Genomic DNA, 24,092 nt, shown 5'->3' with positions numbered 1-24,092 from the left:
GCAGCGACAAAATATTTTTTTGCGGAGAGGGCGAAACTCCAGCATTTCTATCGCGTATCTCCTTGCGTTCCCAAATGAGGGGAACGATAACCCGAGGAGATTGAAATCATGCGTAAATTCGCCACTCTTTTGCTTGCCGGCACGGTCGCCATTTCCGCGCTCGCCACCATTGCCTATGCTCAAAATCCGATGGTCGGCGGCGCCGCTATGTATGCCCAGAAAAACATCGTCGAAAATGCTGTCAACTCGAAGGACCACACGACGCTGGTCGCTGCCGTCAAGGCAGGCGGCCTGGTCGATACGCTGCAAAGCGCTGGCCCCTTCACTGTGTTCGCGCCGACCAACGAGGCCTTTGCGGCACTTCCAGCCGGCACGGTGGAGACGCTGCTCAGGCCTGAAAACAAGGACAAGCTCGTCAAGATCCTGACTTGCCATGTCATCGGCGCCAAAGCGATGGCCGCCGACGTCGCCAAGATGGTCAAGAACGACGGCGGCACCCACAAGGTCAAGACGGTCGGTGGTTGCGAACTGTCGCTCAAGGCCGACGGCGGCAAGGTCACCGTGACCGACGAGAACGGCAACGTCGCCAATGTGACGATCGCCGATGTCGAGCAGTCCAACGGCGTCATCCACGTCGTCGACAAGGTTCTCCTGCCGAAGATGTAACAAACGCACGCTGCCGGCGAAGATATCGCTAAGGGCCTCCCTGCGCACGCTCCGCGCCGTTCACGCAAGATGTGGATAGGCGCGGAGTCCCGCTTTGAGGACAGCGATCGTCACCGGCTTTTGATTTCCGTGTGGCGGTCGAATTTGGCACAAGCAATGACAGGAGGAATGGCCATGAACCGTCGCGAGCTTCTTTTGAGTGGTGCGGCAGCCATTGGCGTTGTCGCAGGCGCCACCGCGCTGCGCATGGGCGGAGCCCAGGATGCACGCGCGGCTGAGACTTTCGAGGTTACCAAGACCGAAGCCGAGTGGCGCGCCATCCTGTCCGACGCGGCCTTCAATGTGCTGCGCAAGGAGGGCACGGAATACCCGGGCACCAGTCCGCTGCTCAACGAGCACCGCAAAGGCATCTTCGCTTGCGCCGGCTGCGGCCTGCCGGTCTATTCGTCAGAGACCAAGTTCGATTCCGGTACAGGTTGGCCGAGCTTCTGGCAGGAAATCCCGAATTCCGTCGGCAAGACCGTGGACAGGTCTTTGGGCATGACCCGCACGGAGGTCCATTGTCGCCGCTGCGGCGGCCATCTCGGCCACGTATTCGACGACGGTCCGCCGCCGACCGGGTTGCGACACTGCATCAATGGCGTTGCCTTGACCTTCAAGCCGGCGACGGCGTGAGGACGGCTGCGACCCTGACTTTGTCGGAGCGCGAGAGGACTTCGTAATGGTTGATTTTGCGCATGACCCCGAAAATCGCTTTTCGGGGTCATGCGCGAGGGCGCCAGGCGGGGGATCCAGCGCGCCTCAATGGCCTCCGCCACCGCCGCCCTGAGCGGCTGGCTTGCGGATCACCAGGGTGAAGAGCCCAAGCGTCGCGAACAAAACCGTCAGCATGAAGAATACGTCCATGAACGACAGCAGCGACGCCTGCTGCTGGACCATGCCTGACAGTTTGGAGATGGCCGCCTTGGAGGCGTCGAGCCCGGCGGTCTGCTCGAAGTTGAGCGTCATGTTCTGCAGCTTCTGCTGCGCAGCGGCACTTCCCCATTGCACGTGCTCGGAGAGCCTGGCGTAGTGGAAGGCATTGCGGTCGATCAGCACGGTGTTGATGACTGCCAGGCCGACGGCGCCGCCGAGATTGCGGGTCAGGTTGAACAGGCCAGACGCATTCTTCAGCCGCTCCGGCGGCAAGGTTCCGAGCGCAATGTTGTTGATTGGCACCATGCAAAGCATCATCGAGCAGCCGCGCAGGATCTGCGGGATCAGCAGTTCATAGAAATCCCAGTCGGCGGTGAGATGCGTCATCCACCAGGTCCCCGTGGCGAAGCCGAAGAAGCCGATCATCATCATGATGCGCGGGTCCATCTTGTTCGACAGGATGCCGGAGATCGGCGCAGTGAAGAACATGGCCAGGCCGCTGACGAACAGCGCCTCGCCGATCATCATCGAATCGTAGCCGCGGATCCGCCCCAGGAACACTGGATAAAGATAGGTCAGACCGTAGAGGCCGATGCCGACGACGAAGGAGAACAGCGAGCCGAAGGCAAAATTGATATTGCTGAAAGCCCTCAGGTCGACAATCGGCTCCTCGGCAGTGAACACGCGCCAGAAGAACAGCACCGCGCCGAAGGTCATGATGACGGCGCAGATGAACACCGCCTGATCCTGCAGCCAGTCGTTATTGGGACCTTCCTCCAGCACATATTCCATGCAGCCCAGGAAGGCGGCCATGCCGGCGAGCCCCCACCAGTCGAACTTGCTGAACAGCTTGAGATTGGGTTTGTCGAAGTCGATCAGCGACCAGGCGGCCGTCGTCACCAGAATGCCGGGCACGACGTTGACCAGGAACAGCCAGTGCCAGGACATGGCATGGCTGATATAGCCGCCGACGGTCGGGCCGATGGTTGGCGCCAGCGTCGCCACCAGGCCGATCATCGGCGAGACGATGGCGCGACGCGACGGCGGGAAGATGGTGAAGGCGGCTGCAAAGACGCTCGGGATCATGCCGCCGCCGATGAAGCCCTGCACGGCGCGGTAGACGATCATCTGGTCGATATTGGTTGCGGTCGCCGCCAGCGCGCTGGCCGCGGTGAAACCTGCCGCCGAGATTGTGAACAGCACCCGCGTCGACAGCATCCGGCTGAGGAAGCCCGACAGCGGGATCATCACCACCTCGGCAATCAGATACGCCGTCTGCACCCACGGAATCTCGTCCGAACTGGCGCTGAGGCCCGCCTGGATCTCGGCCAGCGAGGCCGAGACGATCTGGATGTCCAGGATGGCCATGAACATGCCGAACACCATTGCCAGGAAGGCGATGACGCGGCGCGTCGAGATGTGGTCGACCGGCACCGGTATGGCTGGCGCCGGCGCCGATCCTGCAGTTAGGGTTGGGGTCGCCATGACCCTTGCTCCCGGTTCCGCTTTACTTCGATGCGGAAGGCGCGGTGCGGCTGTCGACGGCGACGACGACGCTCAGGCCGGCGCGCAGCTTGCCCGTCTTCAGCACATCCGCGGGCACGTCTATGCGAACTGGAACGCGTTGCACCACCTTGGTGAAATTGCCGGTGGCGTTTTCCGGCGGCAGCAGCGAGAACACTGCTCCCGAAGCCGGGGCCAGCGACGACACGGTACCCTCGATGTCCTGACCGTCGATCGCGTCGACCGACACTCTGACCTTTTCACCAGGCACCAGCCGGGCAAGCTGGGTCTCCTTGAAGTTGGCAACGATGTAGAGCTTGTCCATTGGCACGACGACGGCGAGCTTCTGTCCGGGGCTGATCAGGTCGCCCTGCTCGACCGAGCGGTTGCCGACCACGCCGTCATAGGGTGCGCGCAGCACGGTGAAGGACAGATCCCGCACCGCCTTGTCGTGGGCAAGCTGCAGCGAGCCCAGCGTGCTTGCCGATTCCGCCCGCTGCGCCTGGAGCACGCCGATATTCGCCTGAGCCGCCGCGATCTGCGCGTCGGCGCCGGCTAGTGCGGCATTGGCTTGCTCGACCGCCGTCTGGGCATCGTCCAACTGGGCCTGGGTACCGACGCGGGTCTTGAGCAACTGGGCGGCACGAACCTGAGCTCGCTTCGCATTATCGGCCGCGGCCTGGTCGGCCGTCTTCTGCGCCTGCGCCTGCTTGAGCGAGGCGCGCGCCGCCTCGGTCTGGGCATCGATGCGGTCGAGCGTCTTGCTCAACGTGGCGATCTGCGCCTCCGCCTGAGCAACGGCTATCTTGTAGTCACCGTCATCGACGATCAGCAGCGGGTCGCCGGCCTTCACCTGCTGGTTCTCGGTCACTTTGACCTGATCGACATAACCCGAGATTTTTGGCGAGATGAACGCCGTGTCGGCCTGGACATAGGCGTCGTCAGTCGTGATCATGAAGCGCCCGTCAGTCCAGTAATCATAGCCATACCAGGCGCCGGCGCCTAGCAGGGCCAGGCCGATGATGGGCAACAACATCGAGCGCATCGACCGCTTCTTCTTGGCGGGAGCCAGCGGGGTGACGTCGGCGGGCTTGAGAGGGGTTTCCGGCGCTTCGATCGCAGGCTGGACCTTGGCATTGGGGAAGGGGCGGACTTCGGCACTGGTGGGCGCGTTCGAGGACATGATATCTCTCTAAATTAACTGGCGCTGAATTTTGTCAGACTGAACCGTTCGGTTCGATCTCGACGTTGACTTAGCGCTTAAAGAGGACCATATCAAGAGCAATCGAACCGGATGGTTCGAATTATTTTACGAGGTGTGACATTATGGCCGAAGCCCCCAAGGCCGCTCCTTTGCCTGATTCAGGCCCATTGCCCGGCGCTGGCAAGGACCAGTGCGATCTGCTGGACAGCCTGCCGCGCGGCCGCCCGGCCGCGGGTCAAGACCCGGTCAAGCGCAGCCAGATCATCGACGGTGCGCGCCGTGTCTTCATCGAAAAGGGCTTCGAAGCCGCGTCGATGAACGACATTACGCGCGAGGCCGGCGTGTCCAAGGGCACCATCTATGTCTACTTCGCCAACAAGGAAGAGCTCTTCGAAGCGCTGATCGAGGAAGAGCGCGGCACGATTTTCAAGAACATGTACGAGGTGCTCGATCAGATCGGCGACCTTCGCCAGACGTTGGTGAAGTTCGGCATCGTGCTGTCCATGAAGATCACTTCGGCGAGGGTCATCCTGGCGCAGCGGACGGTGATCGGCGCCTCGGAACGCATCCCGGAGCTTGGTGCCCGGTTCTACGAACGCGGCCCGAAGCGTGGCCATGACAGGGTCGTCGTTTTCCTCAACATGGCTATCGAACGCGGCCTGCTGAAGATCGACGACGTCGAGCTTGCCGCCTATCAGTTCACCGAGCTGTGTCTGGCCGGTCTTTTCCGCCAGTGCATTTTCGCCTATCGCACCAAGGCGCCAAGTGTGGCCGAGATCGAACACATCGTCAGGTCGGGCGTCGATGTGTTCCTGAAGGCCTACGGCACCGAACAGCTTGCAGAGCAGGAACGGGCCTCCAGCCCCGCCTGACAGGCTGCCAGGGTCGGTGGCCTATCCGCCATTGGCGGCGAGCACGATGGCCGCACGCAATTCCTCGAGGCCCTCGCTCTTTTCCGACGACGTGGCGAGCACGAAGGGGAAGGCCGCCGGGCGTTTCTTGATCTTCTGGAGCGTTTCCTCGACCAGTCGCGGTACCCCCGCCGCCTTGATCTTGTCGGTCTTGGTCAGCACGATCTGATACGACACCGCCGCCTTGTCGAGCAGCGACAGCACCTCGTCGTCCTTGGCCTTGATGCCATGGCGGGCATCGATCAGCACGTAGACGCGCTTCAGCGTCACCCGGCCCTTCAGATAGTCGAACACGAGCTTCGTCCACTCGTCGACCTTTTCCTTCGGTGCCGTGGCGTAGCCATAGCCTGGCATGTCGACCAGCGCCATCGGCGGCAGATCGGCGCCTTCTCCCGAAAATCCGCCAGGCACGAAATAGTTGAGCTCTTGCGTCCTGCCCGGCGTGTTGGAGGTGCGCGCCAGCCCCTTCTGGTTGACCAGCGCGTTGATCAGCGACGATTTGCCGACATTGGAGCGGCCCGCAAAGGCGATCTCGGGCGGACCCTCCGGCGGCAGGAATTTCATTGCCGGCACGCCGCGGATGAATATCCAGGCTCGCGTGAACAATTCGATGCCGATCGTGGTCTTGTTCAACGCGTTCAAACCGCTGCCTCCAGAAGAAAAATGTTGCTGCCACGAATGGCATTGAGATTGCGGCTGATCTTTTCTACCGGCCAGTGCCACCACGCCAGCGCCAGCAGCCGCCGGATGGTCCTGTCATCGAAGCGCATCTTCACCACCTTCGACGGATTGCCGGCGACGATCGCATAGGCCGGCACATCGTGCGTCACCACCGACTTTGCCGCGACGATGGCACCGTCGCCGATCTTCACGCCGGGCAGCATAACCGCTTCCATGCCGATCCAGACGTCGTTGCCGACGATTGTGTCGCCACGCACCTCCTTCGACCATGTCGCCGGGTCGAAACCTTCCTCCCAGCCGTGACCAAAGATGTTGAACGGATAGGTCGAAAAGCCGGACATGGCGTGATTGGCGCCGTTCATGATGAAGCGCGCGCCTTCGGCAATGGCGCAGAACTTGCCGATGATCAGCCTGTCGCCGATGAACGGATAATGATGCAGCACGCATTTTTCGGCGAATTTGTCGGGTCCGTCAGGGTCGTCATAATAGGTGAAGTCGCCGATCTCGATATTCGGCGCCGTCACCAGCGGCTTCAGAAAGCCGACGCGCGTGTGCAACGGGATCGGATGCTTGATCGATGGATTGGGTCCGGTCATATCGAGCTCCGTCGAGCAACTGCCAGGCAGGTCAAAATAGCGCGATCCGTCCGGCAGTACCAATCGCTTAATCCAGGCGGGCAGCTTGTGCAAAAAGCCCCGGACGAACCGGGGCTTTTTGGTCTCGCATCGTCGGAGTGCCGGCTATTCCGCCGGCGACGGTTTCTTACGGAACAGCGCGACCAGATTGTCCCACAATTCGATCTTGGCGCCTTGCCGCTTCATGATCACGCCCTGCTGCAGGATCGACAGCGTGTTGTTCCAGGCCCAGTAGATGACGAGGCCGGCCGGAAAACCCGCCATCATGAAGGTGAAGATCACGGGCATCCACGTGAAGATCGCCGCCTGCGTCGGGTCCGGCGGCGTCGGGTTCATGCGCATCTGCAGGAACATCGTCACGCCCATGATCAGCGGCCAGACGCCGATCATCAGCATGTGCGGCAAGGTAACGGGGATCAGCCCGAACAGGTTGAAAATCGATGTCGGGTCCGGCGCCGCCAGATCCTGGATCCAGCCGAAGAACGGCGCGTGCCGCATCTCGATGGTGATGTAGAGCACCTTGTAGAGCGAGAAGAACACCGGGATCTGCAATGCCACCGGCCAGCAGCCGGCGAGCGGATTGATCTTCTCGGTCTTGTAGAGCTCCATCATCGCCTGCTGCTGCTTCATCTTGTCGTCCGCGTATTTCTCGCGGATCTCGAGCATCTTGGGCTGCACCTTCTTCATGTTCGCCATCGACGCATAGGACTTGTTGGCGAGCGGGAAGAACAGCGCCTTGACGATGACGGTGGTGGCAAGGATCGCCAGGCCGAAATTGCCGAAGAATTTGTAGAGCGTGTCGATCAGCCAGAACATCGGCTTGGTGATGAAATAGAACCAGCCCCAGTCGATCAGCAGGTCGAACTGGCGGATATGACGGTCCTTTTCATAGGCGTTGATCGTCGAAACTTCCTTGGCGCCGGCGAATATCTCCGATTCCACGGTCGTCGATTGCCCGGGAGCGATCGTGACCGGATCGGACAGGAAATCGGACTGGTAGCTGTGCGGATGGGGCCCGCTCTTGAACTCGAAATAAGAGAATTTGGGCTGAAATTCGCGGCCGCTCGGCGGCACCAGGGTCACCGCCCAGTATTTATCGGTGATGCCGAGCCAGCCGTCGGTCGACTTGCCTGGCTTGAATTCTCTCTCCGATTCGACCTTGGAGTATTTGTATTCTTGTAGGCCTTCGCTGCCGGTAACACCGATCAGGCCCTCGTGCAGCACATAAGTGCTGGCGATAGCCGGCTTGTCGAAACGGGTGACGCGGCCATAGTTCGACAACGTCGCGGGTGCCGAGCCCCCATTCTGGACCGTGTCGGACACGGTGAACATATATTGGCTGTCGACAGAGAAGGTGCGCTTGAAGGTCAGGCCCTTGTCATTGGTGAAGGTCAGCGTGACCGGCGTCGCTGGCGTCAGAGTCGCATTGCCGTCGGTCTGCCAGACCGTGTCAGGGCCGGGCAGCCTGCCCACATCCGGCGTGCCGGAAAAGCCGATCTCGGCGAAATAGCCGTTCGGCAGGGACGCCGGGTTGAGCAACGCGATCTCGGGCGAAGTCTTGTCGACCGTCTCCGTGTAGTGCTTGAGCCGGAGGTCGTCGAGGCGCGCACCGGTGAGGTTGATCGAGCCTTCGAGGCTCGGCGTGTCGATCTTGACGCGGCTGGTCGAGGCAATCGCCTGGTCGCGGCCGGCCGCGGTGACGGCTTCGCCGCCAGGCGCGTTCGGAATGGCGCCCGGCTGCACCGGTGTTTCGCTGGCGCCCGGGCTGGTGCCTTGGGCGGCCTTCTTCTGCTCCGCCACGCGCTGCTCTTCGATGCGGGCGGCTTCGCGCTGCATCTCGCTGCGCGGCATCACATAGAAATATTGCCAAAGCGCCAGGATCAGCACCGACAGTGCGATGGTGATGAAGAAGTTGCGGTTGTTTTCCATCGAAGCCCTTGGCCTATCGTGTTCCACGCAATCTGCGGGAGAGTTCGGCCTTCAACTGGCCGAACGGAGTGGTAAGCACGTCTTCGCGCCCGACGATGACATAATCATTGCCCGGCGCCATGTCATCCGCGGCATGCGTGCGCACGGCTTCTCTCAGCCGCCGCCGGACGCGGTTGCGAACGACGGCGTTGCCGACCTTCCTGGTGACGGTGTAGCCGACGCGCGGCGCCTCGCTGTCGCCGCGGCCCAGGACCTCGACGAGGAAAAGCCGCCCGCGGCGCTTTTCGCCGCGGCGGACAGCCAGGAATTCCGCGCGCTTCAGAAGCCGCTTGGGATGGGCACCCGTTGGCTTGCCGGTTGCGGGCAACGATCTTGTCTCTCGCTTGGTGCTCAGGCGCTGAGACGCTTGCGGCCGCGGTTGCGGCGGGCTGCGACGACGCCGCGGCCACCTTTGGTGGCCATGCGGGCGCGGAAACCGTGCCTGCGTTTGCGGACGAGTTTGGACGGCTGGTAAGTACGCTTCATTTGTTTAAATACCGCGGGGTGCGGCCCTTCTTGATTCTGTCACTTTGTAACAGGAGCTTTGCCGGGCCGGTTTTGGCGCGATCGAAACCGCGCCGGGACGAATGGCCCGAGCGTGAGCGGGCTTATAGAAAGAAGGGTTTTGGAAGTCAATCCAGCGTGTCGGGCCGGCATTGTCGGACCGGCATCGAAGTCTTGCGGCCCTTTGTCCGGCTTCGACCAAGGATGAATTTGGCAAAAAAGCCGCAATCGCCTAATCTCACCCGATCAAGCGATCGTGAAGACGAGCAGTCCCTAAGACAAGCAGCCGTGATGACAGGCAGCCGTGACGACGAGCATGAGTGAAGTCCCAGCAACCGACGAAAGCATCGCCCAGGCGAAGGCCGCCACCCGCAGGGTGCCGCTGGCGCGCGGCCTGTCGACCAAGTTGCTGCTGCTCACCATCGTCTTCGTGCTCTTGGCCGAAATCCTCATCTTCGTGCCCTGGATCGCCAGCTACAGGCTGAGTTGGCTGAAGGAGAGGCTGAGCACCGCCGCCGCGGTTTCCATCGTCCTGGTGCAGGGCGAACCTGCCTCGCTGTCGCGTGCCGCCCAGAACGACGTACTGATGGCGATCGGCGCCAAGGCGATCGCCGTGCGCGACGGCGGCGTCTCGCGGCTTCTGGTCGTGGCCGAAATGCCGCCGCAGGTCGACGAGCATATCGATATCGCCAATGTCGGCATGATCAAGGGTATGACCGGCGCGCTGGACACGCTGTTTTTCGGCGGCAAGCGGATGCTGCGCGTTTTCGGGCCGGTCGGCGACAGCGACAAGGAATTCGAGCTGATCATGCCCGACCACCGCCTGCGCAATGCCATGCTGATCTATTCGCGCAACGTCGCCTTCGTCTCGCTGCTGATCTCGCTGTTCACCGCCATGCTGGTCTACGCCGCGATAGACCTGATCATGATCGGCCCGATCAGGACGATGACACGCTCGATGCTGTCCTTTTCCGAGGCGCCCGACGATCCCGGTCGGATCATTCACCCCGCCGCCCGGGCCGACGAGATCGGCGTCGCCGAACGCGAGCTGTCGCAGATGCAGGAGCGGCTGCAGAAGATGCTGACCGAGCAGAAGCATCTGGCCGATCTCGGCCTGGCCGTGTCGAAGATCAACCACGACATGCGCAACATCCTCGCCTCGGCGCAACTGATGTCGGACCGCCTGCGCCAGGTCAAGGACCCGACCGTGCAGGCCTTCGCACCAAAACTGCTGCGCGCGCTCGACCGTGCGGTGTCCTACTCGGAGGGCGTGCTGGCCTATGGCCGCACCCAGGAGCCGCCGCCGTCGCGCCGCAGGCTGCGGCTGCGCCAGCTGGTCGAGGACGTCCAGGGCCTGCTCGACATCGAATGCGGCATCGAATTCGTCAACGCCGTCGATCCGGTGCTTGAGGTCGACGCCGATTCCGACCAGCTGTTCCGCGTGCTCACCAATCTTAGCCGCAACGCCGTGCAGGCGATGGCGGCCGACACGGAGAGCGCCGTGGTGCGCCGCTTGACCATATCGGCCGAGCGCATCGGCAGCGTCAGCCGCATCGTCGTCACCGACACCGGCCCCGGCCTGCCGCCAAAGGCGCGAGAAAACCTGTTCGCGGCATTTCGCGGCTCGGCCCGCAGCGGCGGCACCGGCCTTGGCCTGGCGATCGCCCATGAATTGATCCGCGCCCATGGCGGCACGGTGGAGCTGGTCGAATCGATCGGCGGCCGCACCACATTCGCCGTCACCATTCCCGACCAGCCGGTCCGGCTCGACCAGGCCCGCAACGGTCTGCGCCGCCCGGCGTAACGAACCGTTTCGTTACGGACCGTTTCAATTCGCAAATGGTTGGTCCGAGACTACGAGCCATCGGCTCGGCCGCCGTGCAACGGCGTGTTCCGTTACGGGCCGTTCCGATTGGCAAATGACTGATCCAAGACGATGACCTATTGGCTCGGCCGCCGCGTGACGCGATCTTGCGTTCGCCGGCCGGCGCATGACGGCAAAACATGACGGCAAAACTTTTGGCCAGGATCGGCTTGCTTTTCGTAAATTCAGTCGCTAGGGAACACGTCACATCGCGGCCGGTCGCCAGGATCGGATCGCGGGGCTATGCAAAGCATGGCCTGTTGCGCGCCCGTAGCTCAGCTGGATAGAGCACCAGACTACGAATCTGGGGGTCAGGAGTTCGAATCTCTTCGGGCGCGCCATTAAACTCAATGTACGGCCCGGGGACATAGGTAACAGAATCTGCCGCCACTGGCCGGAAGGTTGCCTTGAGTGAGCGCCGTCCTTGCAAAGAGCGGATGGTCCGCTGATGCTACTCAGTCGGCCTGCTTAATCTCCGGGCCCGGTTCAGTCGGCGGGCCTAGCGTGCAATCCTGGCCGGTGCATTCCTGCACCGGATCCTTCGCCGGCGGCAGACAATTTTGGCCTTCACAATGAACGGGCGGCTGCGCTGTTGCGGCTTTATTGTTCTGCGGCACAGGCCGATCCTCAGCGCGAACGGCCGGTATTCCAAGGTCGATCACGGCCGTGCACAAGAGCGCAATCCGAAGCAAGTTCATTTTCGCCTCCGCAACTGACAGCGAGACGCAGATTATATCTTCGAACTGCGGCCAACATCCTGTCACCCGCGAACGGCGTTAACAGTGCGTTTCATTGCCGGTCGGAAGGGTGTACCGATTGAGATCGAGCGTCATCCTCTTCCTGGCGAAATAGCGCCAGAAACGGAGCTTTCGGCCAGAGGTGACTGAAGCCAACCTTCCGATTTTTCTGTACACCTGTTCGAAGGGTTCGAGGTGCGTTAGGGCCTCGCATATTCGAGGTTTTCAGTTCTTTCACGGGGGAACGTAGATGACGGCATTCAACAGCGTCCGTTTCCGGGTCAAGCCGGGTAGTGAAGACGAATTCGTCGAACTGTTCAGCAGCGCTCCGCGCAATTTCGAGGGATTGCGAAAAATGGCTCTCATCAAATCGGGAGATGGCGCCTTCTTCTCGATTGGAGAGTGGGACACGTTTCAGCATATGGTCGATGCCAGGCCCAAAATGCTGGGCAATCTTGATCGGTTCCGGCATACGCTGCAGCAGCTTGAGGGCGGATATACGGATGCTGTTTCCGGCGAGGCTGTCTTCGAAACGGACGGCAGGAGCAGCGGCAGGTCGGTATAGTTTCGCACTTCGAAAAGCTTATGCCGTGCGCCACTTCCCGGCTCTATTACCTAAACCGCACATTCCCCCTGGAAAGCTCTGCCACTGACCTGCATCCCATCAGCCGCATGTCGCGTTCGATCTCGGTTCGCATCAGGCCGAGCGCCCGTTCGACGCCGGCCTGCCCGGCGGCTGCCAGCGGGAAGAGATAGTAGCGCCCGACGCCGACGGCCTTGGCGCCCAACGACAGGGCCTTCAGCACATGCGTGCCGCGCTGGACGCCGCTGTCGATGATCACGTCGATCTTGTCGCCCACCGCGTCGACAATCTCCGCCAGTTGGTCGAAGGGGCTGCGCGAGCCGTCCAGCTGTCTGCCGCCATGATTTGACAGAACGATGCCGGTGCAGCCGATGTCTACCGCCTTTCTGGCATCGGCGACGCTCATGATCCCCTTCAGGCAAAACTGGCCGTTCCAGAAGCGGACCATGTCTTCGACGTCCTTCCAATCCAGCGATGGATCGAGGATCTCGGTGAAATAGCGGCTGATGGAAAGCGCTCCGCCACCGAGATCGATATGGCCGTCCAACTGCGGCAGGCTGAATTTTTCGTGCGTCAAATAGTCGATAGCCCATCTCGGCTTGATCGCGAACTGCATCATGCCGCCGAGCGTAAGCCGAAAGGGGATGGAAAAGCCGGTCCGCAGGTCACGCTCGCGGTTTCCGCCGGTGACGCTGTCGACCGTCAGCATCATCACCTCGACGCCGGACGTCTTGGCGCGCTCCATCATGGCGCGGTTCAGGCCGCGATCCCTGTGAAAATAGAACTGATAGACCTGCGGCGTCCTGTGCTTGCGGACTTCCTCCAGGCTGATCGTGCCGAGCGACGAGACGCCGAACATCGTGCCGAACTTCTCCGCCGCCGCGGCGACGGCGCGCTCGCCGCTATGGTGAAACAGCCGCTGGAGAGCCGTCGGCGAACAATAGACCGGCATCGCCAGCTTCTGGCCCATGACGGTGACCGACATGTCGATCTGTCCAACGCCGGCAAGGACGTTGGGGACGAGATCGCAGTCCTCGAACGCCGCCGTGTTGCGCCGCAGCGTCGTCTCGTCGTCCGCGCCGCCATCGATATAATTGAAGATCGGACCTGGCAGGCGCTGTTTTGCCAGCCGGCGGAAGTCCTGAAAATTGTAGCAGCTTTGCAATCTCATGAAATCAATCGGGTATATGCCGGGCCCGATGTCAAGCCTGTGCCATTGTCGATCGCCGGCGCTCTCGCCTCAGCCCGCCAGAGCGCCAACCGACTCCCGCTCCACCAGCGGGCATTCGAGCTTGGTGATGGGATAGCGGCCACGACCGGGAGCAGCGGGGACTTCGAGCTGCTCGATCGCCCATTGTCCCATCGCCATATGCGGCAGGATCGACGTCGTCAGCGGCGGGAACAGATGCCGCGCGATCTCCTCGTCGTCATAACCGATCACCGAAATATCCCGGGGGATGTGCAGGCCGGCCTCCTTCAGCGCCTCGTAGCAGCCGATCGCGGTGCGGTCGTTCTGGCAGAAGATGGCGGTCGGCCGGTCCTTCAGCGCCAAGAGCTCGACGGTCGCGGCATAGCCGGCGCTCGCCGACCAGTCGCCTTCGACGACCAGCGCCGGGTCGAACGGAATGTCGGCCGTCGCCAGCGCCCGGCGGTAGCCCTTCAGCCTGTCCTGCGCCGCCTGCATCCAGGGCTCGCCGGTAATGGTGGCGATACGCCGGTGGCCATGGCCGATCAAGTGGCGGGTGGAGCTCTGGCCGCCGGCGATCTCGCTCGGCACCACGGCGGGGAAGGCATAGTCGGCGGTGTAGCAGTTGAGCAGGATGACCGGAATGTCGAGGCCGTAGAGATAGTCCGGCGCGACGATCTCGCGGGTGAAAATGGTCATGTAGATCAGCGCCGAAATGCCCCGCTTGGTCAGAGCCGCGATGGCACGGGGCTCCATCACCTCGTCGCCCATGGTCTGCGCCACCAAAAGCACATTGCCGGCGTTCCACGAGGCTTGCCGCGCCCCTTCAATGGCGACGACCGCCTCCGGGCTGGTCGCCAACTGGTCGACGGCGAAGCCGATCACGCCATCCAGCCCGTCGAATGCGGCAACCGGGGCTCGCAAGGCAGAAAACACGGGCGGCGAATAGCCCAGCGTTCGCGCCGTCTCGATCACCCGCTCGCGGGTTTGCTGCGACAGCCTGATGCCCGGCGTGTTGTTGAGCACGAACGAAACCGTCGCCTGCGAACAGCCTGCCGCCCTGGCGATGTCGGTCATGGTAACGCGGCCCTTGGAGTTTTTCCCGGACAGCTTGCGCCGCCTGGTACCCTCAAGGACGGGATCACGCAGTGATTCGTTCATGTCATTGGTCCCGCGAATCTCGCATTTATAGGGCGAAGCGATACTAATAGATATAATCGACCCTCTTAGGCGATTTAGTCCCCGATCCAAAACGGTTGCGACTGGGGAGGCCTCTCTCGTTTGTGGCGAGAATCCGACCAAACTAATACTCTTTACTAATATCTGGCATCCCTATAACGTCAATCCATCATGCCCGGACGACGTCGGACCGCGCATGTTCGGAACGCAAGTCAGCCTGGTATCGGACGGTTCCCGTCAGTCGAAGCTTGCCTGCCGCTCCCGGAAATGTCAGACAAATCGGACTATTTACGAACGGCGAATGAGTCTCTAAAGTCGACGATAGCGGCTGGAATGGCGTCGTTCTTCGCTGCCGGAAACCCTTGAGGAGGAGGGCGTCCAAGCCGCGCCGGCACGTTCATCATCAGCGAAAATTACTGAGTCAAAATGGGAGGTTGAATATGAAATCTGTGATACGAAATGCGTCCGTCGCCGCTGCGGCCCTGCTGCTCGGCCTTTCCGCCAGCGCAATTGCGCGGGCCGACGACAAGCCGACTCTGGCCTTCGTCGTCAACGGCGCTTCCGATTTCTGGAAGGCGGCCGAAGCCGGCGTCAAGAAGGCTCAAGGCGAACTGCCCAATTACAATCTGGAGCTCAAATATCCGGAGCAGTCCTCGGTCGCCATCCAGCAGCGCCTGATGGACGACCTGGTGACGGCCGGTGTTAAGGCGATCATGGTCTCGGCCGTCGATCCCAAGACGTCGACCGACGGGCTGAACAAGATCGCCTCGGAAACGGCGTTGTTCACCACCGACAGCGACGCACCGCAGACCAAGCGTGTCGCCTATATCGGCTCTTCCAATGTCGATGCCGGCAAGCAGGCGGCAGAGATCGCCAAGAAGGCAATGCCTGACGGCGGCAAGTGCCTCGGCTTCGTCGGCCTGCTCGGCGCCGACAATGCCAAGGAACGTATCCAGGGCATGAAGGAAGGTCTCGCGGGCACCAAGATCGAATTGGTCGACGTGCGTGGCGACGACATCGATCAGGCTCGCGCCAAGAAGAACGTCGAGGACGCGCTGGTCGCCAGCCCTGACGTCACCTGCATGGTCGGCTTCTATTCCTACAACACGCCGCGCATCTATGAAGCGCTGCGCGATGCCGGCAAGCTCGGCCAGATCACCGTCGTCGGCTTCGACGACGATCCGATCACGCTGGGCGGCGTCAAGGAAGGCACCGTCGCCGCCACCGTCGTGCAGCAGCCCTTCGAATGGGCATATCAGGGCATGAAGCTGATGGCTGCCTATCTCGAGGGCGATAAGTCGGGCATTCCCGCCGATGGCCTGATCATCATCCCGACCAAGATCATCGGCAAGGACGATGTCGACGCCTACGCCGCCAGCCTCAAGGCGATGTCTGGAAACTGAGCAAATTAGGTTGCGCCGGCTCAAGGTTCGCCTTGAGCCGGCGTTCTATTGACGGGCCTCGCGAGGCCCGTCAGTCTGAGACCAAACGGCTCACCGGCTGCTGTCAGGCGTGATGAATTATTCCGACCCATCCATCGTTGCATCCACGGACGCTCCGTTCCTGAGCCTCGACGGTGTGCGCAAGACCTATCCCGGTGTCGTCGCGCTGGACGGATTCTCGATGGACGTAAGGCCCGGCGAGGTCATCGGCCTGGTCGGCGAAAACGGCGCCGGCAAATCGACGCTGATGAAGATCCTCGGGGGCGTGACCAGGCCGGACACCGGCACCATCACCGTCGATGGCGTCGCCCATGACGGGCTGACTGTCGAGGCAAGCATCGGCTCGGGCATCGCTTTCGTCCACCAGGAACTCAACGTGTTCGAAAACCTCGACGTGGCCGCCAATATCTTCTTTGGCCGCGAACCGCTGCGCGCCGGGCCGCTCAAGCTCGTCGACCGCGCCAGGCTGCGAGCGCAGGCGGCGCCGCTGCTCAAACGCGTGGGCGCCAATTTCTCGGCCGATACGCCAGTGTCGGCGCTGTCGCTGGCGCAGCAGCAAATGGTCGAGATCGCCAAGGCGCTGTCGATCGAGGCAAGGCTGGTTATCCTTGACGAACCAACCTCGAGCCTGCCGATCGCCGAAACCGACAAGCTGCTCGGCGTCATCAAGGCGCTGAAGGCAGACGGCATCAGTGTCATTTTCATCTCGCACCGCCTTCACGAGGTCGAGCGCGTCGCCGACCGCGTCGTCGTGCTCAGGGACGGAATGCTCGCCGGAACCTTGCCGAAGAGCGCGATCAATCACGACCAGATGGTCAAGCTGATGATCGGCCGCATGCTGAAGGAGCGCGAGAAGGCCGCGGAATCGGCGCGCCCGCCGGGCTCTGTCGCGCTGTCGGTCAAGGCAATTCGCACCGCCGCCTATCCCGACCGGCCCGTCGACCTCGACGTCAGGCATGGCGAGATCCTCGGCCTCGCCGGCCTCGTCGGCTCGGGCCGGACGGAGATGGCACGCGTCCTGTTCGGCATCGACAGAAGCTTTGGCGGCTCGTTCCAGCTTGACGGGAAAGATCTGGTTCTAGGTTCGGCAGCCGACGCAGTGGCCAACGGTATTTTCCTCGTCCCCGAGGATCGCAAGCTGACCGGCATCCTGCTCGACCTTTCGATCGCCCAAAACATCTCGCTGCCCAATCTGCCGGCGCATTCGCGGCGCTCGCTGGTCTCGGCCAGCGCCGAGGCCGCCACCGCCGAGAAGCAGAAGACCGATCTCGGCATCAGGGCGCCCTCCGTGCAGACGCGTACCGGTACGCTGTCGGGCGGCAACCAGCAAAAGGTCGTGCTTGCCAAATGGCTGGCGATGAAGCCGCAGGTGATGATTCTCGACGAACCGACCCGCGGTATCGACATCGGCGCCAAGGCCGAGATCTACGGGCTGATGCGCGCGCTGGCCGATGCCGGCGTCGCCGTGCTGATGATCTCCAGCGACATGGAGGAGGTGATCGGCGTTTCCGACCGCATTGCCGTCATGCATGAAGGCCAGATCTCGGGCATTCTCGACAAGGACCGGTTCAGCCAGGAAAACGTGCTGCTGCTGGCGGTCGGCAAGCAGCCGAAGTAGTTCGCAGGCGCTGGGAGAAGACGATGAGCAAGAAAGATCTCGGCCTGCTGATCCTGATCCTGGTGGTCGGCGCGGTGGTGGCGATCATCAACCCGCGCTTCCTGCTGCCGATCAATCTCGCCAACACCTCGAACCTGATCGGGTTGTTCGGCATCCTGTCGATTGGCCAAGCCTTCGTCATCATCACCGGTGGCATCGAATTGTCGGTCGGCTCGGTGGTTGCGCTGCTCGGCGTGCTGTTCATCGACTTCATCGCCACGCGCGGCATGGCCTGGCCGGTCGCCCTGCCGCTGATCCTGGTGCTCGGCGGCATCATCGGGCTGGCGCATGGCTGGCTGATCACCCGGCTCAAACTGCAGCCTTTCGTGGTGACTTTGTGCGGCCTGTTGATCTATCGCGGCGTGGCGCGCTTCTACACCGCCGACGGCACCGCCGGCTTTGCCTTCGGACAGAATTTCCCGGAACTCGAGTTCCTGACGGCGGGGCGGTCCTGGGGCGTGCCGAACAGCTTCATCGCGCTGATCGTCATCGCCGTCGTCATGTGGGTGGTGCTGCACCGGTCGGTGTTCGGGCGCTATCTCTATGCCATCGGCAAGAACGAGGAAGCGGCAAAATATTCCGGCATCCGCACCGGCCGCATCGTCATGGCCGCCTATGTCATCTGCGGTGTGCTGACGGCGCTGTCAGCCATCTATTTCGCCATGTACACACGCTCGATCTCGCCGGCGAGCCACGGCCAGTTCTACGAGCTCTATGCCATCGCGGCCGCGGTGCTCGGCGGCTTCTCGCTGCGTGGCGGCGAAGGCTCGCTGATCGGCGTCCTGCTCGGCACCGTGCTGCTGCAGGAGCTGCAGAACCTCGTCAACCTGCTCGGCATCCCGTCCTCGCTCAACTTCGCCGTCATGGGCGGGGTGATCCTCATCGGCGTGCTGGTCGACCAGCAATGGGGCGTGTTCAGGGCGCGGCGGCGGATGCTGGAAGCCACACGCAAGGGCGTGGCGGGTGCTGCCGCTGAGTGACGCAAAAATAGCTGGATGAAATACGCCGACGGCCATGGCAGGTGGCGTGAAAGAGTCAGCCGGAGCTTCGCGACAGCAGTTCAGGTCGGTCTCTATTTGGAACGAAACCCGTATCTGAGCGTTTATTTAAGCTTTGCTACGCGGAGGCGTTCCATGCCCACGAATCCAGTTAGTACCGCCAAAGTAGGAACTCACCCCCTCCACCCGATGCTGATACCTTTTCCTGTCGCGTTTCTTGTCGGTGCGTTTGTCACCGACCTGGTTTTCTGGGGGACTGCCGATGCCTTCTGGGCACGGGCATCGATGTGGCTGATCGGGGCAGCCATCGTAATGGCCCTTCTCGCTGCGACAGCCGGTTTTATCGACTTCCTCAACGAGCCGCGCATTCGCGCCTTGTCCGACGCCTGGTACCACATGCTGGGCAACTTGACCGCGGTCGTTGTGGCACTGATCAATTTCTACCTGCGCTATGCGCAAGGCGCCGAAGCCGCGGTCCGCCCATGGGGTGCGCTCTTGTCGTTCATAGTGGTCTGCATACTGCTGTTCACCGGCTGGAAGGGCTGGGAGATGGTGTATCGGCACCACGTTGCAGTTCTGGATACACCAGCGGATGCGCCAGCGAAGCCGTCGACAACCACTGCCACGGATACTCGTCACGCTGGTCGGGACCGGCACGCCGCATGAGGCCATAATCCCGAGAAGTGGATACCGGTTTCTAAAAAAGATATCGGTTAGACAAGTAGCGCGCATGCCGAATGCATCGGGATGGACGCGCCTTAGATAAGGCCCGACATGTCGGAGAAGGCCATGGCCTTGCGCAGCACTTCGGCGAAGCGCTCGCCGGCGGCTTCACGAAGACCGCTATTGTCGATCGAGGTGACACCCGGTCCGGACAGCGCCACATTGGCACTGCGCGCCAGCCGTGCCAGCACTTCGCCGCGCGACTCGCGACCGCGCAATGCCAGCCGCTCGGCCAGGATCTCCGGTGTAGCCGTGATCTCGACGACAGCCAGATTGGCGTAGCGCTCCCGCAGCGCCGGGATGATCGCGCGCGAGACGTTGGCGATCGCGACACGGCCGTTGGAGACTGACCAGTCGACTTCGGCCGGGATGCCGTAGCGCAGGCCATGCGCCTCCCAGGAAATGGCGAAGGCACCATCCGCTTCGGCCTCGACGAAGGCAGCATCGGCGAGCGTATCGTGATCCTCGGTGGCCGCATCGCTCGGCCGGGTGATCACCCGGCGCACGAACTCCAGCCGGCTCTCGTCGGCAAACACGGCGCGCGCATAGCCGATCACCGTGTCCTTGCCGGCACCGCTCGGCCCGACGACGGCGACGAAGACACCGTCGCGGATCGGAAATCCGATAGCGGACAATTCACGCTCGACCGATGCCGACACCATCATGCGACCCGGCGTCCCTGCCGCCAGACCGTGCGGACGACCGGGACATGGTCGTCGACGCGCACGCGAACCAGATCGGCGCGCCGGCCGGGCTCGATGACACCGCGATCGGTGAGGCCGACCGCCTCGGCCGGGTTCTTCGAGACCATCGCCACCGCCTGTGGCAAGGAAATGCCCTCGACCACGTCGCCGAGGAAGAAGGCTGACTGGATCAGACTGAAGGGAATGTAGTCCGACGACAGGATATCGAGCAGGCCATCGCCGGCCAGCGTGCGGGCCGAGACATTGCCCGAATGCGACGCGCCGCGCATGACGTTCGGCGCGCCCATCAATACGCCGAGCCCTGCCTCTTTTGAAGCCCGCGCCGCCTCCTCGGTGGTCGGGAACTCGGCGACGCGCACACCTTGCTCGATCGCTTCGTCGACATGGCCGACGGTTGCGTCGTCATGGCTGGCGAGCACGATGCCGCGCTCTTGGCAGGCAGCGGCGATGAAGCTGCGGTTCGGGCTCGAATTCCTCGCCGATTCCGCCATCCGCTTTTCGCAGAATTTCTGGAAATCGCGATCGGTCAGCTTCAGCTTGCGCTGGTAGTAATATGCGTAGGTTTCCAAATTGACGAACTGGCGCTGTCCGGGCGCATGGTCCATCAGCGACGCCAGCCTTACCCGCTCGTCACCGTCGAAATTGGCGAAGGCCGTGAGGCAGTCCGGCGCCGAAACCTCGCAACGCAGATGGAGGAAATGGTCGGCCCTGAGCCGGTCCTGCTGTACGCTGTCCTCGATCGCGTCGGCCAGCTTGCGTATGTCGGCGGCCGTCAGGTCGGCATCCTCGTCCATGCCGACACGCAAGGCGTCGAGCACGGTGGTAATGCCGGCGGTCGCCACCTGGGCGTCATGCGCGAGCACGGCTGCGATCGGGTTCCAGCGCACTTTCGGCCGCGGCGCGTAATGGCCTTCGAGATGGTCGGTATGGAGCTCGACCAGGCCAGGGATGATGAAGTCGCCGCCCATGTCCTCGCCGCTGCGGCCAGCGCCGGGATCGATGGCGGCGATCACCCCGTCGCGCAGCACGATCGACCCTTCGACGATCTGGTCGGCCAGCACGATACGGGCATTGTCAAGAACGGTCTCGGCAGTCATTTCAGGCAGTCCTTGCAGCATTTTGCAGCCAATTGAAAATGAATTGGCTTCGCACCATGCGGTTAAAGCAAATAGTCATTTAGGCAGTTCTTCTGGCCGGGCGGCGCCCGAGCGCGTGATGGGACAGCACCATGAACGGTGCGCCCGGTTCAGTTTCCACAAACAGCGTCAGCGCGTCCACCGCCACCGGCCGTTGCAGCACGTCCGCAAACAGGCTGTCGATTGCTAGGCGAAGACGAGGGCTTTCCTGTGACGACACCCGGCCGGACAGCGTCATATGGAAGCGAAACGTCTCGAAGACATAGGGATAGCCCCACTGGCAGAGATTGCGGAACTCGTCGGGCTTCAGCGAATCGGGGCTGCGCCGTTCGATCTCGGCTTCCGTCAACGGCGCGCGAAAGCGGTCGAAGTCGCGCACCACGTCGTCGGCGAAGCGGTTGAGCGCCGGCAGCGGTGCTTCCGGCAACAGCGCGAAGAAGCCGTCGATTTGGCTGACGACGAGGCGCGGGATCGTAACCACCGGCGTCGCCTCGGCAAAATCGTCGAGTGCTGCACGAAGCGACGTTTCCGTCTCGTTGGAGGCCAGTCTTAAGGGCGCCTTCAGTGTCGCATGAAAGCCATAGCGGCGCGCCGAGGCGGTATGGAAGGCAACTTCTGCCGCCGACAACTCGCCCGCAGCCTCGACCGGCTTTGTGGCGGCACCGAATGGGTCGCGGCCGAGCCAGTCGGCGGCGATCCGTGCCAGCGGTTCGTCCTGTCGGGGGGTGAAATAGATCGCGTAGCGCATCGAAAGTCCTCGTCAGCCCCGCTGCCATAGGTGATTTCCATGACGAATTGACGAAGCTTTGCGGCGTTTTCGGTAACAAAACCACACAGCCGGGTCGTTAGCCGACGATTTTTCGCTTGGCCAGCGGTTGGGGCGAAGGGGAAGTGGTTAGGCCTTCATCAGCCATTCGTGCTCGGGCGCGTTGTGGAATTTCCACGTCCGCTTCGGTCCGGCCATGACGTTGAGATAATAGAGATCATAGCCGTGGCAGGCTGCGCAGGGGTGATAACCCTTGGGAACCAGCACGACGTCGCCGTCCTCGATCGCCATCGCCTCGTCGAGCGAACGAGCACCGTTCTCGTCGGCATCGGTGTAGACGCGCTGGAAAGCAAAGCCCTGTGGCGGGTTGAGACGGTGGTAATAGGTCTCCTCGAGATAGGATTCAGCCGGCAGATTGTCCTGGTCGTGCTTGTGCGGCGGATAGCTCGATGTGTGGCCGCCGGGTGTGATGACCTCGACCACCAGCAAGGAATCGGCCGGCTTGCCTTCCGGCAGGATGTTGGTGACGTAGCGCGTGTTGGTGCCTTTGCCGCGAACCTCCTGGCCGAGATCGTCGGGCGCGATGACACGGACCGGCAGACCGCCGCCCAGTCCTGGCGCCGAACAGACGGCAAGTTCGAGATCGGTATCGGCGCTCACCGACCACTCCGACCCCTGCGGCACATAGACCGACCAAGGCTTGCCTTCGAACGGCGACATGCGTTCGCCCAGCAAGCCGAGATCCTTGCCGCCGGCCTTGGCCTTGCCCTTGCCGGTGACGAACACCAGGCAGACCTCACGATCCGCGGTTTGCCCGGAAGCGCTCTCGCCGGGCCTGAGCCGATGCACATCGAAGCCGACATAGGTCCAGCCGGCGTTTTGCGGCGTCACATGAGCGACGCGGCCGTGGCCCTTATTGGCTTTGACGAGCAGCTTCGACATGGTCATTCCTTCGGTTCGGCGTCCGCCGATGACTTGTCCTCGTCAGCCGGCTTGTAGAGATAGAAGAATTGCCAGACGGCATAGCCGGCGAAGCCGAGCGCGATCACGCCCCAGAACGGCGTGCCGGTGGCGAATTCGATCACCGACCAGACCAGGCAGACCGCGACAACGGCAACGCGCCGCCACAGCGGCCGGAAAAACGGGTGCTCGGAGTCTTTCATCGGATCACCCCCGGCATCGGATCAGCCCTTCCTCGCGAGCCTCAAGCATTGGGAAAGCCTTGTGTCTCCACCGTATAGCCGGCCGCTGTCATCACCCGCATCAATTCCTTGTAGCCGACCTGCGCCATCTTGAGCGGCGGGTTCTTCTTCGGATCCTGCTCGGCCTCGACCACGAACCAGCCTTCATAGCCATGGTCGGCGAGCCTCTGGACGATGGCGCCAAAATCCAGCGAGCCATCTCCCGGCACGGTGAAGGCGCCAAGTGCCACCGCGTCGAGGAACGATTGCTTCTCGCGATCCAGTCCCGCGATCACCTCGATGCGCACATCTTTCACATGCACATGGTTGATGCGCGGGTGGTGGTTATCAATAGCGCGCAGCACATCGCCGCCGGCAAAGGCCAGGTGACCCGCGTCGAGCAGCAATGGAATGCCTTCTCCCGAATAGCGCATGAAGGCATCTAGCTCTGGCTCGGTCTCAACTACTGCCGCCATATGATGATGGTAGGAGAGCGGCATGCCTTGCTCTGCACACCATTCGCCGAACTGCGTGAGCCGCCGGGCGTAGGCTTTCATTTCCTCGTCCGAAAGCCTGGGCTTGCTGGCGAGCGGCTTCGAGCGGTCGCCCTGGATGGAGCGGCCGACTTCACCATAGACGATGCATGGCGCGTTCACCGCCTTGAACAGGTCGATCATCGGCTGGATACGATCCTTGTTCTTCGCCATGTCTTCGTCGACCAGCGTCCCCGAGAACCAGCCGCCGCAAAGCGTCACGTCGGCCTCTTTCAGGATCGGCAGCATGATTTGCGGATCGTTGGGAAAGCGGCGGCCCATTTCCATTCCGGTAAAGCCAGCCGAGCGCGACTGGCGCAGGCACTCCTCCAGCGACACATCATCGCTGAGTTCGGCAAGATCGTCGTTCCACCATGCAATGGGGGACATGCCCAGTTTGGCTTTCAAGTCGTCAC

The 24,092-nt window shown here is 62.3% G+C and carries 24 protein-coding genes and 1 tRNA gene; 10 read left to right on the top strand and 15 right to left on the bottom strand.

Features of this window, described 5'->3' with window-relative positions; genetic code table 11:
• Window positions 1-108 precede the first annotated feature (108 nt).
• Both NKH33_RS13585 and msrB read left to right on the top strand, forming a co-directional pair.
• Window positions 109-666 carry a fasciclin domain-containing protein gene (locus tag NKH33_RS13585; protein ID WP_023677486.1) on the top strand — a complete coding sequence of 186 codons (558 nt, stop codon included), beginning with the start codon at window positions 109-111 and terminating at the stop codon, window positions 664-666.
• 174 nt (window positions 667-840) lie between these two features.
• Entirely contained in the window at window positions 841-1,341 is a 501-nt protein-coding gene (gene msrB, locus NKH33_RS13580) for a peptide-methionine (R)-S-oxide reductase MsrB (protein ID WP_023677487.1), read from the top strand.
• 126 nt (window positions 1,342-1,467) lie between these two features.
• Here the strand turns inward: msrB and NKH33_RS13575 are convergent, their stop codons facing one another.
• Together NKH33_RS13575 and NKH33_RS13570 are read right to left on the bottom strand one after the other, a co-directional pair.
• Window positions 1,468-3,066, bottom strand: a complete 1,599-nt coding sequence (locus NKH33_RS13575; RefSeq protein ID WP_352919934.1) for a DHA2 family efflux MFS transporter permease subunit — start codon at window positions 3,064-3,066, stop codon at window positions 1,468-1,470.
• 22 nt (window positions 3,067-3,088) lie between these two features.
• Window positions 3,089-4,267, bottom strand: a complete 1,179-nt coding sequence (locus NKH33_RS13570) for an HlyD family secretion protein (protein ID WP_352682277.1) — start codon at window positions 4,265-4,267, stop codon at window positions 3,089-3,091.
• 143 nt (window positions 4,268-4,410) lie between these two features.
• Here NKH33_RS13570 and NKH33_RS13565 point away from each other — a divergent pair, with 143 nt between their 5' ends.
• Window positions 4,411-5,160: a TetR/AcrR family transcriptional regulator gene (locus NKH33_RS13565; RefSeq protein ID WP_352472344.1), complete on the top strand. Its 750-nt coding sequence runs from the start codon at window positions 4,411-4,413 to the stop codon at window positions 5,158-5,160.
• A 21-nt stretch (window positions 5,161-5,181) separates the two neighbouring features.
• On the opposite strand, the gene yihA is transcribed toward NKH33_RS13565, so the two are convergent.
• From yihA to rpmH, 5 genes are all read right to left on the bottom strand, one after another.
• Window positions 5,182-5,841: a ribosome biogenesis GTP-binding protein YihA/YsxC gene (yihA, locus tag NKH33_RS13560; protein WP_352472343.1), complete on the bottom strand. Its 660-nt coding sequence runs from the start codon at window positions 5,839-5,841 to the stop codon at window positions 5,182-5,184.
• Complete coding sequence (locus NKH33_RS13555; RefSeq protein ID WP_352682273.1) at window positions 5,838-6,476, bottom strand: CatB-related O-acetyltransferase; 639 nt, start codon at window positions 6,474-6,476, stop codon at window positions 5,838-5,840. The genes yihA and NKH33_RS13555 overlap by 4 nt, the downstream gene beginning before the upstream one ends.
• A gap of 144 nt (window positions 6,477-6,620) precedes the next feature.
• Window positions 6,621-8,444: a membrane protein insertase YidC gene (gene yidC, locus NKH33_RS13550; protein WP_352539959.1), complete on the bottom strand. Its 1,824-nt coding sequence runs from the start codon at window positions 8,442-8,444 to the stop codon at window positions 6,621-6,623.
• Between the two features lie 13 nt (window positions 8,445-8,457).
• Entirely contained in the window at window positions 8,458-8,811 is a 354-nt protein-coding gene (gene rnpA / locus NKH33_RS13545) for a ribonuclease P protein component (RefSeq protein ID WP_352769640.1), read from the bottom strand.
• 23 nt (window positions 8,812-8,834) lie between these two features.
• On the bottom strand, window positions 8,835-8,969 hold the full coding sequence (rpmH, locus tag NKH33_RS13540) for a 50S ribosomal protein L34 (RefSeq protein ID WP_008833937.1): 135 nt from the start codon (window positions 8,967-8,969) through the stop codon (window positions 8,835-8,837).
• Window positions 8,970-9,303: 334 nt separating this feature from the next.
• Between rpmH and NKH33_RS13535 the strand changes: the two genes are divergently transcribed.
• The 3 genes from NKH33_RS13535 to NKH33_RS13525 all read left to right on the top strand — a co-directional run bounded on the left by NKH33_RS13535 (window position 9,304) and on the right by NKH33_RS13525 (window position 12,153).
• A complete protein-coding gene (locus NKH33_RS13535; protein WP_023677495.1) occupies window positions 9,304-10,791 on the top strand; it encodes an ATP-binding protein in 1,488 nt (495 codons plus the stop codon).
• Window positions 10,792-11,115: 324 nt separating this feature from the next.
• Window positions 11,116-11,192: transfer RNA gene (locus tag NKH33_RS13530), tRNA-Arg, on the top strand.
• A gap of 646 nt (window positions 11,193-11,838) precedes the next feature.
• Complete coding sequence (locus NKH33_RS13525; RefSeq protein ID WP_352619465.1) at window positions 11,839-12,153, top strand: antibiotic biosynthesis monooxygenase family protein; 315 nt, start codon at window positions 11,839-11,841, stop codon at window positions 12,151-12,153.
• A 46-nt stretch (window positions 12,154-12,199) separates the two neighbouring features.
• Here NKH33_RS13525 and NKH33_RS13520 read toward each other — a convergent pair whose 3' ends face one another.
• Window positions 12,200-13,342, bottom strand: coding sequence for an alpha-hydroxy acid oxidase (locus tag NKH33_RS13520; protein WP_352919930.1), 1,143 nt, complete (start codon window positions 13,340-13,342; stop codon window positions 12,200-12,202).
• A 69-nt stretch (window positions 13,343-13,411) separates the two neighbouring features.
• On the bottom strand, window positions 13,412-14,434 hold the full coding sequence (locus NKH33_RS13515; RefSeq protein WP_352899538.1) for a LacI family DNA-binding transcriptional regulator: 1,023 nt from the start codon (window positions 14,432-14,434) through the stop codon (window positions 13,412-13,414).
• Window positions 14,435-14,976: 542 nt separating this feature from the next.
• On the opposite strand from NKH33_RS13515, the gene NKH33_RS13510 reads away from it, so the two are divergent.
• The 4 genes from NKH33_RS13510 (at window position 14,977) to NKH33_RS13495 (ending at window position 19,299) form a co-directional block, all read left to right on the top strand.
• Window positions 14,977-15,939 carry a sugar-binding protein gene (locus tag NKH33_RS13510; RefSeq protein ID WP_352539964.1) on the top strand — a complete coding sequence of 321 codons (963 nt, stop codon included), beginning with the start codon at window positions 14,977-14,979 and terminating at the stop codon, window positions 15,937-15,939.
• 112 nt (window positions 15,940-16,051) lie between these two features.
• On the top strand, window positions 16,052-17,596 hold the full coding sequence (locus NKH33_RS13505) for a sugar ABC transporter ATP-binding protein (protein WP_352920115.1): 1,545 nt from the start codon (window positions 16,052-16,054) through the stop codon (window positions 17,594-17,596).
• Between the two features lie 23 nt (window positions 17,597-17,619).
• Window positions 17,620-18,615: an ABC transporter permease gene (locus tag NKH33_RS13500; protein WP_023677502.1), complete on the top strand. Its 996-nt coding sequence runs from the start codon at window positions 17,620-17,622 to the stop codon at window positions 18,613-18,615.
• Window positions 18,616-18,768: 153 nt separating this feature from the next.
• The gene (locus NKH33_RS13495; RefSeq protein ID WP_352472336.1) at window positions 18,769-19,299 is read left to right on the top strand and encodes a DUF2231 domain-containing protein; all 531 of its coding nucleotides are present in this window, start codon (window positions 18,769-18,771) and stop codon (window positions 19,297-19,299) included.
• A 92-nt stretch (window positions 19,300-19,391) separates the two neighbouring features.
• Here NKH33_RS13495 and phnN read toward each other — a convergent pair whose 3' ends face one another.
• From phnN to iolE, 6 genes are all read right to left on the bottom strand, one after another.
• Window positions 19,392-20,021 (bottom strand): phosphonate metabolism protein/1,5-bisphosphokinase (PRPP-forming) PhnN, encoded by a 630-nt coding sequence (gene phnN, locus NKH33_RS13490; protein ID WP_352919928.1) that lies wholly within the window; start codon window positions 20,019-20,021, stop codon window positions 19,392-19,394.
• On the bottom strand, window positions 20,018-21,157 hold the full coding sequence (locus NKH33_RS13485) for an alpha-D-ribose 1-methylphosphonate 5-triphosphate diphosphatase (RefSeq protein WP_352576376.1): 1,140 nt from the start codon (window positions 21,155-21,157) through the stop codon (window positions 20,018-20,020). The genes phnN and NKH33_RS13485 overlap by 4 nt, the downstream gene beginning before the upstream one ends.
• A 79-nt stretch (window positions 21,158-21,236) precedes the next feature.
• Window positions 21,237-21,944 carry a DUF1045 domain-containing protein gene (locus NKH33_RS13480; protein WP_352919925.1) on the bottom strand — a complete coding sequence of 236 codons (708 nt, stop codon included), beginning with the start codon at window positions 21,942-21,944 and terminating at the stop codon, window positions 21,237-21,239.
• Between the two features lie 147 nt (window positions 21,945-22,091).
• Entirely contained in the window at window positions 22,092-22,904 is an 813-nt protein-coding gene (iolB, locus tag NKH33_RS13475) for a 5-deoxy-glucuronate isomerase (protein WP_352919923.1), read from the bottom strand.
• 2 nt (window positions 22,905-22,906) lie between these two features.
• Window positions 22,907-23,125: a DUF3329 domain-containing protein gene (locus tag NKH33_RS13470; protein ID WP_352453009.1), complete on the bottom strand. Its 219-nt coding sequence runs from the start codon at window positions 23,123-23,125 to the stop codon at window positions 22,907-22,909.
• 41 nt (window positions 23,126-23,166) lie between these two features.
• Entirely contained in the window at window positions 23,167-24,084 is a 918-nt protein-coding gene (gene iolE / locus NKH33_RS13465) for a myo-inosose-2 dehydratase (protein ID WP_352919921.1), read from the bottom strand.
• Window positions 24,085-24,092 lie beyond the last annotated feature (8 nt).

Origin of the sequence: Mesorhizobium sp. M1182 (assembly GCF_040318335.1) — a bacterium.
Taxonomy (GTDB): domain Bacteria; phylum Pseudomonadota; class Alphaproteobacteria; order Rhizobiales; family Rhizobiaceae; genus Mesorhizobium.
The sequence above is the reverse complement of the archived record's forward strand: the minus strand, read 5'-3'. Positions and strand labels throughout refer to the sequence as shown.